A 13,170-nucleotide genomic window follows, 5' to 3' on the forward strand; every position below is an offset into this window, starting at 1 on the left:
TATGAAAAAAATACAGTTCATTATTGCTTTGTCAATAAATTTATTTTTCATTTCAAGCGCTCACGCTGAAGGAATGTGCAGGGAAGGAGAGGCAGCAATTTTCAATTGTGAGATGCAAAGATCCATTTCTTCGCTGTGTGAATCAAAGGATTCTAGTGTTGTTTCATATCGTAACGGAATTGGAGAAAAAGTAAATATTGAAATTTCAAGTGACGGTGCAAACGAGAGAAAAGTTTTTTACTTTTCCAATACTCCGTATGCGGGTGGAGGGGAGGCGCATATTAGGTTTTCACAGTCTGGATATACCTATTATCTTTATGATAAAACTATCAAGAGTAATGATGGGCCGGAATTCTCGGCTGGCATCGTTGTCTACCGGGGTGAAAGAAAGATTTCTAACCTCATATGTAACAACGACGCCTCCATTCGCCAGAGTGCATACCATGACATTGACAAGGAGAATTACCGAAGCATAGGGGCGAAATAGTGAGAGGAAATTGTCAATGGAAAAATCGAGATCGCGAGTCCAACGGGGGAGGTCATTGTCAAAGGCAATCTGGATACGCAGAAGCACTTAAAGGTTATAGGCGATATCTTGACCTAGATGACGCGGCTGGCAGACCGGTTGATAAAAACGGCAAGCCTAAAGACCTCGGCTGGTACGGCCTAGCTGGCAACAAGCCGGTTAGGGCTTTTGTGGAAGGTAGATTAAAGATATTGAGTGAGTCTTAAATGTCATGAAGTTGATTCATGCTCTAGCGATAGGAGCTATCGCTGCGATGATTGGTTGCTGTTCACCCGCCGTTGCCGGTAGCAACCAATCTATCATTACGGGATATTTTGATGGCGGTACCGTACCGGGGAAACAAAAAGTACTCATCAGATAGTCGTTGATGGAAGTTGTTCGAGCCAAGGTGGCCAGATATATCAGTATGTCTATGAATGGAGTGGTGCACATAAAATTGGTGTCTCGTTCGGGAGATCACTGGAGAAAAGGATGATATCTCGTCAGGGACGGTTACATCGTCAGAGCAGGTCTCGCGCGTAAAAAACTGCGCCGTCCTGGGAGCGGCCGGGCCTTATTCTTATGAATTGACTGCGGCAACAATCCAGGATATTGACGTCGAGCTGAAAGAGTTCAGAAATTCGACAAATGAAAGACGGCGTTGAAAAATATCTAGATTCATTGCCGTTTTATGATATTTCAGAATTGGCGGATTATATAAATGTCAAAAATGTGCGGGATGTAAACGATCTTGCATTTTGTCTGTAGGAAAATGGAAGCGCATAAGAAAGTACCTGATTGAGGGGGCAAGTGGCTGTTGGCAAAGTTACGGCTGGATGGTGTGAAGTGCACTACTCCGGAGGGGTAAACCACTAGGGATGTGGTTAATGTGCAGTGCACTTAATATTGATGAGCAGACAAAAAATGTGAATTAGTGGATTGGCGTTTGTTCTGAAGTGGTGTGGCCGTATTGCTCGCTAATAGTGTGCGGCTAAAAAGAAATAAATTTACATTTTAAGGGGGCTGTCAGGCTACTTTGATTGATGTAGTGGGGGTAAATGAGAGTCTATTTTAATAGGCGAATGGTCGTGTGTTGCATAAATGGATTCGCTGCTTAGATATACCATTCTGGTACTCAACGTTATGAAAAAGCTGGCGTACGAAGGCGATAGCACAAGCCACGGTGGCAAGATTCTCACCGGTTCGGATCGCGTCAAGATCAAGGGCCGCCGCGCGGCACGGATTGGCGACAGGGTATCGTGCCCGCTCCACGGCGAGAATGAAATCGTGGAGGGAGGCACCAGTATGACGGATGCCGGCACTCCACTTTCACGGGACGGCGACAAGACCCAATGCGGCAGCTTCCTCATTGCTGCATCAGAAGGGGCGACGGTCCGATAGATGCCAATTGACTTTGCAAGGGTACCGCCACGGGGCGTGGTGCCGGAGCCGCCGCGGCCATCAAAGCTTGTCTGGGCAATACTGCTCGGCGTGGTTATGTGCCTCGGCGCCGCGCTGACGATCTTTCTGTGGCCGGCAGGAAGACCGACGAACACCGTTTGGTTCTGGTTCTGTGTCCTCGGCTATCCGATGTTCGCGTGGGTATTCCTGCTCTGTTGTCACCTTGGATATTGTTACGCTCGACGCAGCGAAGCCATTGCAAACAATCGGGTCAGCGCGGCCGAGGAACTGAAATGCCACGAACTGGCCAGCGAGCCTCTCGCCCTGCTCGGGCATGCATGGTGTTTTTCCTGTGATGATCGGGAGAACAGTGTCGATGGACTGATAGACGGTAGTGTGAAGATGGGCGCTCGACCCAGCAGGGCAGAGCCAGGGTTCGATGTCGTCGCTCGGTGGCTGGAAATCCCTGATAAGCCGTTCTATGCAGGAAATGAACTGGCCGAGCACGCGCGTCATCGGGTGGTGTACGACTGGCTCCTGGGCAGGTTACTCGACAACATGCGTTCTGAGCTGGCTGCGCTTCCAGCTCGTACCTCACTTCACGTCGATCTGTGTGTGCAGTCGGCAATCGCCCTGGCAGACTTACGCGCCCGCTCGCAGGAAATAATTTCAGTCAAGATGCCAACCCTGCGAGTGACGGTCAATGCGAGTGAAGAGCATTTATCAATGTATCGGACTGACGAATGGCATGACACCCTGAAGCCACTTGAGGCACATTTGCTAATAGCAATCCAGTTACGTAATGCAGTCAGCGAACGTCTGCTGAACGGCGTCGCCGAAACGGGCGTCGCGCTGCTGCTGGGCCGGCCTGATCTCGTCCGGAACCTGCCTGGAGAGGAGACTTCGTTACGCCTGCATCGCCCAGCTATTGGAGCGCCAAACGCGGTGAGCGAGACACTTGAACTCGCCACCCGTTGGGGGCAGACCGGTTCGACGGACGTCAAGATCGTGTGGAGTCACGGTCTCTGCGCGGAACTCGTGCGTTCTGTCAAATCGTCCCCTCAACTCGGCGAGCAGAAGCCATGGGTCGACCTTGGCGCGACGGTGGGAAGTTGCGACGGTACGGGTGCCTGGCTCGCAACTGCGCTCGCCGCGGAACACACGGCGCTCACCGGGGATCCGCAGCTCGTCCTCACTCAGGAAGGCAGCAACTTGATTGCCCTAGTGTGCAGAAAGCAAAAATGAACGAACACAAGCCACAGCCAGTAGCGATCTTTATAGGCATCGCAATTGCTATCGTTTTCCTTGCGTTAGGCATCGCCGTTTGGGTCGAGGGTCCGGGACAGGGATGGTCGCGCAACACACGGATCATTATCGAGTTGAGTCTGTTATCGGCTCTGCTTTTATCACTCTTATTCGTAAAGTACTTCGAGGCCGTTGTGTTGTGGATCGCTTCGATGCGCGCAGCGAGGTGGCTTGCGCAGTACGACTGGAACCGGCAGAGCCGCAGTGGGAGTGGGCAAGCCGCGCAGTCGCGAGAAGCGGCCCTAGGGCACCCCGCCGCTTTGCGCGACGCGCTTCGCGAGCGTCACGGGTGGCGTTGGCGGTACCGGGACCGGTGGGTTGTGGTTGTGGGGGACGAGCCGATCGTGAAGCGCCTTGCGCCAAGCCTCGTGCAAAGCGGCCATACGATCTCGGGCGACACCGTCCTGCTGTACGCGAAGCAGACGGGCGACCAGCTGGATACTGCCTGGCTGGACCAGATACGTCGGCTGCGCCGCCGGCGACCGGTCGACGCAGTGGTGGCGGTGGTACGCGTCCATACCTCTGGCCATGGGCCGATCGACGCCGAACACACCGCCCAGCGCCTGGTTCGTCACGCCCGCGCACTGCGCTGGGCTGCTCCCGCATACCTGCTCAATGTGACCGATTCCGGCATCGACACATTCGGCCCAGACGAAGCGATCGGCTGCACATGGTCGAACGCGCGGCCCTGTCCGGGAGAGGTGAGTGACTCACTGCGCGGACTTTCCGACGAGCTTGCCGATGCCGGTGTCGTTCGCCTCACAAAGGATGCAACGGACCGGTACCCTGCCGAACTGTCGCAACATATTGCCCGGTACGGAAGCGCCGTGTCAGATTTGGTTACGCAGATTGGCCTGTCCCGTATCTGGCGCCGCGCGATTCATGGGGTACTTTTCACGCCGCTCTTTAAGGAACGCGTCGCGGAGAGTTCCGAAGCCGAGAAGCAAGACGGAGAAGGCAATACCATCCTACAGCGTACAGTCTGGCAGACCGTTGCCGACCACAGTCGCAGCGTCCACGGCCGCCGCGTCGGGTTCTCGTTTTCAAACTCGGCCGCGTGGCTCCTGACTGCGTTGGTCAGCTTATGGATTGCTGGCACCATGTTCTCCGGCGTCACGAACCGATCCGCAATACACGGCGCGGCGGATACGTTGATGCAACTCTCTGAGGCGCAGGACCACACACAGTCCGCGCTCACCCTCGACACCCTGCAAAAACAACTCGACACCCTAGAAATCCGCCAACACGACGGCGCCCCATGGTTCACCCGATTCGGCCTGAACCGCGACACCCAACTGCTTGCCGCGCTATGGCCGAGCTACGAAAGTGCAGCAAACCGCCTTGTCGTCGCTCCCATCCGCGCGAAGCTCGAAGAGCGCCTGCGCCAGCTAGCGTCCCTGTCGGACGAGGAAATCGCCAGCGGCGGCGACACACAGATCAAGTCAGCCTACGCGACGCTCAAGGCCTACCTGATGCTCGCCAAACCCGAACACGCTGACGCAAAGTTTCTCACGCCTCAACTAACCGACTCCGGCGCACCCACCCGCCCGGTCAACTCAACCCTGAGCATCGGCGCATGGGAAGACTTGCGCCAACATCTGATCGCGTTCTACGCAAGCCACCTTGGGCAACACGTGGCTGTCGACGGTTCATCGCTTGCGATCATTCCGGATGCCTCACTGGTGAACGGCACACGGCAGACCATCATCGGCGTCCGGGGCATCCAGAACTCGACGGACGCGATCTATCAGCAGATCCTGGACGAAGCAAAGCCCAAGTATCCGCCGGTCTCGCTTGCGACGCTGCTGGGCGATACGAACAGCAGAGGCCTGTTCAACACCACAGCAACGGTACCAGGTGTCTTCACCCGCGCGGCATGGGACGAACGCATCTCGAAGGCGATCGACGACGCGAGCGAGCAGCGCAGGGTGATGGGCGACTGGGTGCTATCGGATAACCGGACCGGTGCTACGATCCCCTCGTCGCTGAAGACCGAACTACGCCAACGCTATTTCGACGACTACGCCCGCGAATGGGAGCAGTTCCTCAACAGCTTGAGGTGGCAGCCGGATGCGACGCTGTCGGGTACGGTCGACCAGTTGACGCTGCTCGCCGATCCGCAACGCTCGCCGCTCGCGGCACTCATGAACGTGGTCGTCTATCAGGCCGGCACGGGCGCGCTCACGCAGTCGCTGTCCGATTCGCTGATCAACAAGGCGCAGCAACTGGTCGGCGCAGACGAGAAGGACCCTTCAAAAATCGCGCAGTCCCAGAATGTCGCGCCGCTCGCCGCCGCATTCGGCCCGCTATTGCGCCTCGCCGGCAGCGATCTCGCCGGATCCGGCGTCAACGCCGCCAACGGCAAGGGCGCCGCGCAGATGGCTGCCACCGGCGACCTCAGCGTGCCGCGCTACATGGAGCGTGTCACGGCAATGCGCCTGAAGCTGCAGCAGATCATGATGGGCAGTGATCCCGACGCGATGTCACGCGCCGCGGCACAGTCGGTTCTGCAGGGCAAGACCTCGGACATCGCCGACAGCCGCGACTACGCCAGCCGCGTGTCAGCGAGCCTGGGCGAACAATGGGCTGGTTTTGGTGATCTATTCGACGCACCGCTCGACCAGACCTGGCAGGTTGTGCTGCAGCCGGCTGCATCGAGCCTGAACGACACGTGGCGCACCGCGATCGTCGCCGACTGGGACAAAAGCTTCGGTGGCCGCTATCCGTTCGCCGACTCGGAAAACGACGCATCGCTGCCGGAAATGGCGCGCTTCATGCGCCCGGACAACGGCGTGATTGCCCAGTTCGTCACAACTCAGCTCGCAGGCATCGTCGAACGGCAGGGTGACCGCTGGGTGCCGGCGCAAGGGGCCAACCGCAGCTCACTGACCGTCGATCCGGCATTCCTGGCCGCGCTGAACAAGCTCATGCGCGTGTCAACGGTACTCTTCCCGTCCGGCGACGCACATATCCGCTACGAGCTTCGCGCCGTGCCGACGCCCGGCGTCACGGACATGAAGTTCGTATTGTCGGGCCGCGAGCTGCACTACTTCAACCAGAAAGAGGAGTGGACGCCGTTTGTGTGGCCGGGCGATGCGCTGGATAACATCGCGCACATCGAGTGGCAGACCGAGCAGGGCGGATTGCGCTCGGCGCTCGACATGCAGGGGCGCTTCGGTTTCATTCGCCTGCTCGAACGCGCGAAAGTGATGCCACAGGACAGTGCGCGGTATCTGCTGACGTGGATGCCGGATGCCACAAAGGAAGCCACCCATCCGGCCGGCAGCGCGCCTGCAGCGCCAGACGATGGCAGCGAGGGTCCGCTGGAAGGTAATCCTCTTGGGGCTACCCGATCGAGCAGTTCAGCACATGGAAAAGAGGGCACGACATCGTCCGGCATGACACCGCCACCGTCGCTGGCGCCTGGTCTTGGCACACCGTTGCGCTTGCAACTGCGCAGCGAAGCCGGCGCAGGGCCGCTTGACGTGCTCGCGTTGCGCAACTTCACCCTGCCTGGACGCATCTTTATGACGGCCCCGGTGAAAGGCGCACAGAAACCGGCGCTGGCCGGCCCACCACCGTTGCCGCCAGCGGCGATCGCGGCGGCCAAACACGCCGCGGTGCCGCTGCCGCACGGTGCACTTCCGGAGGTCGAGTAATGCTGCCCAATCTCCTGAAAGCGCTGTTTCCATCACGTGACGCCGAGCAGCTCGTTCGCGCGCGCATCGACGCGTGGAGTGAATGGCTGCAACCGTTTCCTGGACCGGATGCCGTTGGTCGCGACCCCGGCTACGAAGACGCCTTCTTTGGCCTGAAAGACGAGGTCACAAAACTCTCGGGCATCGACGATGCGCTGATCGTGCGATCTTGCGAGCAACTCATCAAGGAGGTCGGCAAGGATCTGCGCGTGGCTGGCTATTACGGATTCGCTCGCCTGCGCCAGGATGGACCGGCTGGCTTTGCCGACGGGCTGGAACTCACTGCGGCCCTCGTCGACCGCTTCGGCGAGACATTGTTGCCCGCGCGCGCCGAAGCGAAGAAGGGTGCGCTCGAATGGCTGGCGGCGACGCGCATGGTTGACCTGCTCGCGAGCCACGACGAATTCCCGCCGGCCGATCTCGAACGTGCGCTCGCGGCGCTCGATCTACTCGTCACGCGTACCGGCGAGTGGCCCGAGGCAGCACGCCCGAACCTGCAACTGCTTGTGGCCCGCTTCGAGCGTCACGAGGAATCGCCACGCAGCGTCGAGTCTGGCGGTAGCACGCCATCGTCCCCTGCACAAGATTCAGCCCCGTTTTCTGGAACCGTATCCTCGACGCGCGACCTGCTCGAACAGACGCGCACGATGGCGAGCTACCTGCGCGATCAGGAAAACGGCTACCTGCCGTCGGCGCGGCTCGTGCGCACCGTGCGCTGGGACACGCTGCACGAGGTACCGCCGGCGGATGTGCAGTCCCGTACCCGCCTTGTGCCGCCACGCAGCGAACTGCGTCAGCAGATGAAACGGCTCGTGCTGCAGAAGCAGTGGCACGAGTTGCTCGAACGCGTTGAAGGCGCATTCATGGAAGGCGTCAATCACCTGTGGTTCGACCTGCAGTACTTCCAGCATGTGGCGCTCGATCACGTAGGCGCGCCGTACAACACCTGGCGCGAACTGCTGCGCGCCGACTTTGCACTCTTCCTCGAACGACTGCCCGGCATCGAGCGGCTCGCGTTCAACGACGGTACGCTGTTCGCAGACGACACAACGCTCGAATGGATCGCGCGGCACGCGGTTGTGCGCGATCTGGAAGCGGGCGAGACGGTTGCGCCGCTGCCCGTGTCGGCCGACAGCGAAGACGGCGGCGCTGGCGACTGGCCTGAGATCGAGGCGCAGGCGCGGGACATCGTCGCAAGCCAGAGTCTCGAAGCGGCCTTCGCCTGGCTCGAAGCGCTTCCCGGGCTCAGGACCGAACGCCAGCGCTACCTGCAACGCCTCGTGATGGCGCGCCTCGCCGATCACGGTGGCCGTATCGACACTGCGCTACCGCTCCTTGCCGAACTCGACGCCGCCACACAAACGGTGCCGCTCGTGCGCTGGGAGCCTGCGCTCGCCTTCGAGGTGAAACACCAGTTGATCAAGGCGCTCATCGCGATGAGCAACCGCAAGGATGCGGACAAACCGGCGCTGGCACGCCGTATCGAACACCTGCGGGGCGAGCTGACCGTGCTCGACCCAGCACGCACGCTGACCCTGTCATAAGAACATCCCCATGGACCACGACGATCCGATCCTGCGGTACTACGAAGCCGAAATGCGCTACCTGCGTGAGGCCGGTAAGGAGTTCGCGAAAGCGCACCCCGACCGGGCACGCATGCTCAACCTTGATCGCGTCGGAGATCGCGATCCATATGTCGAACGCCTGTACGAGGGCTTCGCGTTCCTAACGGGACGCTTGCAGCAGAAGCTCGACGACGAACTGCCGGAGCTGACCGAGGGGCTGGTGAGCCTGCTGTGGCCGCACTACCTGCGGATGATTCCGTCGCTGTCGGTGGTTGAACTATCTCCGCTCGCCGAACAGCTGCAGAAAACGGAAACGGTGCCTGCTGGTGTGCCGGTACGCTCGGCGCCGATCGCCACACCGGTCGCATCGGGTGCGGAAGGCTCGACGCCGAAGACCGTGCAGTGCGTCTATCGCACTACGCAGGCTGTCATGCTGCAACCTGTCCGGCTAGTCGACGCGGGGCCGACGGTTCGGCATGACGGCCGCTCGGTGATTCGCCTGCGCTTCCTGATCGACGACTCGGCACGCCGTGAGGCAACCGATCTGTCGCGGCTACGTCTCTACCTGAACGCAGATCTGCCGACCGCGTTCGCGATGCACCTTGCGCTGACACGCCAGGTCGACTCGATCGCCTGGCGCATTCCCGAGGTGCGCGATGGCGAGTCCATGCCGCTCGCGGGCATGCACATCGAACCGGCAGGTTTTACGACGGAAGAACGTCTGTGGCCAAAAGCGGAGGCCGCATTCTCCGGCTACCAACTGCTACTCGAATATTTCACGTTTCGCGAGAAATTCCTCTTCGTCGACCTGTGCGGTCTCGACGTCGCGAAACTGCCGGCGAACGCAACGAGCTTCGAGCTTGAAGTCCTGCTGACGCACAGCTATCCGTCCGACCAACGCTTCACGATTGAAAACGTGCGTCTCTACTGCACGCCCGTAATCAACCTGTTCACTCTGGACGCAGAGCCGATCCAGGTCGACCACCACGAGACAGAATATCGCGTCGTGCCGGCCGGCCACCAGGGGGAGCACGTCGAAACCTATTCGGTCGACGCAATCGAATCGTTCGACCACGAAACCGCGGAGCGCTACGAGTACGTGCCGTTCGCTACCTTCCGGCACCGCGGCGGCATGCTACGGCACGAAGCCCCCGAACGGTACTTCCATACCCGGGTGCGCCCGGGTGTCACGGGTCTGCACGATACATGGGTGATCCTCGGTGGCCACGCCTGGGAAACGATGGATGATCTGCCGGAAGAAAGCCTGTCGCTGCGCGTGACGGGCACCAACGGCTTGCTGCCGCGAAAGGGCCTGCGCGAGGCGAGCATCAACGAACTGGGCGAGAGTACGCCGAACGTGTCAGCCGTCCGCAATCTGACGGCGCCGACGTTGCCGCTCTATCCGCCGACGGACGACCGGTTCCAGTGGCGGCTGCTGTCGCACCTCGCGCCAAACTTCCTGTCGCTGATGGACGCTGAAGTGCTGCGCGGTGCACTGGGACTCTACGACTGGAGCAACGACGAGCTGAACCGTCGACGGCTTGCGGGCATCTTGCATGTATCAGAGGAATTGCTCGAGGAGGTATCAGGTGGTTCGGTCGAGCGGGGCGTGTTGATCGAAGTCACGCTCGACAGCCATGCATTCGCAGGCGAAGGCGACGTGACGCTGTTCGCTGAATTGCTGCACCGTTTCTTCGCGCTATATGCGGAAATCAACCTGTTCACGAAGCTCGCGATCGTGAGCCTGCCATCCCAGCAACGCACCGAATGGCCACGTAGCAAGGCGCTGCGCTCTCCACTATGAAACCGCGTGACCTGCCCAATCTTGAACCGCTCGTTGCCTCGTTGCTTGCACGTGCGCCGACGATGAACTTCATGCAGTTGTGCCAGTTGCTCGAAGTACGTGTGCCGGATCATCCCGGTTTCGGTGAGCGCGATACGCACGAGCATGAGCCGGTGCGATTCCGCCCGCGGCAGCGCGTCGGCTTTCCCGCCGGTGAGGTATCGTCCGTCGAGTTTGATGACGGGGTCTGCGCATTCGGGCCCGATGCGAAGCCGACGGTACGCACGACCTTCATGGGCCTGTACGGCGTGGATGCCGCGATGCCTTCGCACACGATCGATGACATCGTGCTGCGCGAGGAGGGACATGAAGCGGTCGAAGCGTTTCTCGACCAGTTCAATCATCGGATCGTGACGCTGCTGTATCGCGCGTGGAAGAAGTACCGTTATCCGATTGGCTTCAGGCCGGGCGGCACCGACGGGCATTCGCGCAAGCTGCTGAGTCTCGCCGGTTTCGGCTGGGGTGAGAAGCCCACGCGGGCAGGGCTGCCGGATTCGCGCGTACTGGCGCTGCTGGGGTTGCTGATCCAGCGTACGCGCACGCCTGAGGGTCTTGCCGGCGTTGTTGCGCTCGCGGTGCCGGGCGTTGAGGTCCGCGTCGACGAATTTCACCCGACCTTGAAGGGCGCGGGCAAAGCGCAGCCGCTGACCTCAATCGGCAGCGCCAGCCGTGCGCGAGAGGAGGGCAAGCGCCGCGGTCTCGGCGGCGGCTATGTGCTCGGAAATCGCCTTGAGTATCGCAGTCGCGCCGCGCGCGTGACGTTACGGCCGGCGAGCGCAGAACAGGCCCACGACCTGCTGCCTGGCGCATGGCTGCACCGCGAACTGATGGCGTTTATCCGTCTTTACGTCGGCACGAAGGCAGACGTCTTCCTGCGCATGGAGGTGTCGTCAAAGCTCGCGCCTGCGCCCAGGATTGGCTCAACGTTGGCTGCGTCGGCCGCGCCGGTCGGACCGGCTCCGCGCCTGGCGTGGACCACGGTACTGCCCTCGGATGTCGAACGCCTCATCACGATCCCGCTCGGCTTCTACGAAGTATTTCCTGCGCCGGGACCGAACCCGTTCCTCGCGCCGCTTGCCTGATTCCGGAGTCTCCATGTCTATCCGTCTAACCGCCACCCTCTTTGCATCCAGCCTGCTGCTGTCCGCCTGCGGCGCCTGGCAGGCCGTCTCGGACACGAGCTCGAGCGCGTATCATGCAGTGTTCTTCAAACAGGTGAAGGTACTCGACGTCGACCTCACAGCGCGCGCGTCGATCAATCCGGACGAGGCGAACCGCCCCTGTTCTGTTTCAGTGCGGGTGTACCAGCTCAAGGACCGCAAGCTGTTTGACGCGGCGTCCTATGACGATCTGCTGACGAACGACAAGACCGTACTCGCTCAGGATCTGCAGGCAAACATCGCTACGGTAGTCAATCCGGGTGCGTCAGCGAGTCTGTCGCAGCCGATGCAGCCCGACACGGAATACGTGGCAATCGTTGCGTTCTACCGGGATCCGGACTCAGATGGTGCCTGGCGTCGTGTGATTGCGAAGAAAAAGCTTTCTGCCGATGCTCCGCTGAAGATCGAACTGGTCGGCCGGGAACTGGTTTCGGCAACGGATCTTGCCAGAACCAGGTCTGAATGATGGTACGAGGTCCGACTGCTCCGACTTTGGCCGGATCCTCGAAGCAGGTGAAACGCTACAGATGTTGAGCGCGCCGGCGCATGCCGATACGCACTCGCTCGTTACCGCCGCGGGGTTGGGTATGATTTCTCACCATCGCCAGCGCAACAAACACCAGCAACATGGAGATCGCCAGCAGATTCAGATAAGCACTGGCGCCTCCAGCGGAAATCACCGCCGCTCCCGCAAACGCGCTTAGCACCGCACCCAGTCGACCAAACGCCAACGCCGACGAAGTACCGGTTGCGCGCACACGGGTCGGATAGACAAACGCGCACAGCGCGTACATCGTCGATTGGACCGCATTCACAAACAGACCATGCACACCGAAGCCGACGATCAACAGACCGGGCGCTTTGGTCACATCCAACCCATGCATCGCGAACGCGCTAAGCGCCGCGCCTGCACAACAGATCAGCATCGGCCAGCGCGAGCCGAAACGGGCAATCGCCAGCGCACAGCCGAGCGCACCGAAGACCCCGCCCAGGTTGTACGCCGTCAATCCGGACCCGGCCAACGCTAGCGGCAACCCGGCCGAGGACAGCATGACGGGCAACCAGCTAAACGCGCTATAGGAAGCCACGAGACACATGAAAAAGGCACACCAGATAGCCAGCGTATCGCGGGTCATTCCGCCGGGGTGATCTCAGCGGTCACGGTGGTCGAACTGGGAAGCGCGCCGCCGATGCCGAGACCCGCCACCAGACGCAACAGCGCGATCGTGGGGACATCAGATGCAAAGCCAACGCAGCAGGTTGCCGCGCCGAACACCAGCACGCTGATGATCACGGCCCAGCGCCTGCCGAAGCGGTCAGCCAGCAATCCTGCACAGGCACTGCCGATCCCCATGCCAATCAGGCCAGCCGCCACCGCCGGAGCGAATGCGCTGCGGGTGATACCCCACTCCCTAAAAATATGGGGAATGGCAAAGCCGATCAGTTGACCGTCAAAACCATCCAGCACGATCGAAAGCGCAGCAAGACATACCGCGAGCTTCTGCAGCGTCGTAAAGGGTCCTTCGTCGATCAGCTTACCGACGTCGATGGCGTTGTTCATGCATGTCTCCTGGCTGAATTTCTTTGTATTTGCCGGACGGCCGGTTTCCTCAGGGCGAAACAAACCATGGCCGGCCGTCAAGCAAACCGAAACCTGCTGCACATCAGCACCCCGGCCACGACGGCCAGATGT

General features: G+C 60.3%; 8 protein-coding genes and 1 pseudogene. 8 read left to right on the forward strand and 1 reads right to left on the reverse strand.

Annotated elements, in window-relative coordinates; translation table 11 throughout:
- Position 1 precedes the first annotated feature (1 nt).
- The 8 genes from BLQ92_RS39260 (at position 2) to tssJ (ending at position 11,943) form a co-directional block, all read left to right on the forward strand.
- Entirely contained in the window at positions 2-487 is a 486-nt protein-coding gene (locus BLQ92_RS39260) for a hypothetical protein (RefSeq protein ID WP_143016533.1), read from the forward strand.
- A 1,119-nt stretch (positions 488-1,606) separates the two neighbouring features.
- Positions 1,607-1,906 carry a PAAR domain-containing protein gene (locus tag BLQ92_RS08410; protein WP_425194945.1) on the forward strand — a complete coding sequence of 100 codons (300 nt, stop codon included), beginning with the start codon at positions 1,607-1,609 and terminating at the stop codon, positions 1,904-1,906.
- Positions 1,907-3,151: a hypothetical protein gene (locus tag BLQ92_RS08415; protein ID WP_090683372.1), complete on the forward strand. Its 1,245-nt coding sequence runs from the start codon at positions 1,907-1,909 to the stop codon at positions 3,149-3,151. It begins immediately after the preceding gene.
- The gene (locus tag BLQ92_RS08420; RefSeq protein ID WP_090683373.1) at positions 3,148-6,870 is read left to right on the forward strand and encodes an ImcF-related family protein; all 3,723 of its coding nucleotides are present in this window, start codon (positions 3,148-3,150) and stop codon (positions 6,868-6,870) included. The genes BLQ92_RS08415 and BLQ92_RS08420 overlap by 4 nt, the downstream gene beginning before the upstream one ends.
- Positions 6,870-8,453, forward strand: a complete 1,584-nt coding sequence (tssA, locus tag BLQ92_RS08425) for a type VI secretion system protein TssA (protein WP_090683375.1) — start codon at positions 6,870-6,872, stop codon at positions 8,451-8,453. The genes BLQ92_RS08420 and tssA overlap by 1 nt, the downstream gene beginning before the upstream one ends.
- A 10-nt stretch (positions 8,454-8,463) precedes the next feature.
- Complete coding sequence (tssF, locus tag BLQ92_RS08430; protein WP_090683377.1) at positions 8,464-10,278, forward strand: type VI secretion system baseplate subunit TssF; 1,815 nt, start codon at positions 8,464-8,466, stop codon at positions 10,276-10,278.
- Entirely contained in the window at positions 10,275-11,399 is a 1,125-nt protein-coding gene (gene tssG / locus BLQ92_RS08435) for a type VI secretion system baseplate subunit TssG (RefSeq protein ID WP_090683378.1), read from the forward strand. The genes tssF and tssG overlap by 4 nt, the downstream gene beginning before the upstream one ends.
- 13 nt (positions 11,400-11,412) lie before the next feature.
- Positions 11,413-11,943 (forward strand): type VI secretion system lipoprotein TssJ, encoded by a 531-nt coding sequence (tssJ, locus tag BLQ92_RS08440; RefSeq protein ID WP_175772654.1) that lies wholly within the window; start codon positions 11,413-11,415, stop codon positions 11,941-11,943.
- Between the two features lie 55 nt (positions 11,944-11,998).
- On the opposite strand, the pseudogene BLQ92_RS08445 reads toward tssJ, so the two are convergent.
- A pseudogene (locus tag BLQ92_RS08445) lies at positions 11,999-13,038 on the reverse strand (MFS transporter).
- Positions 13,039-13,170: the final 132 nt, after the last annotated feature.

The sequence above is a fragment of the Paraburkholderia phenazinium genome, from assembly GCF_900100735.1.
Lineage (GTDB): Bacteria > Pseudomonadota > Gammaproteobacteria > Burkholderiales > Burkholderiaceae > Paraburkholderia > Paraburkholderia phenazinia.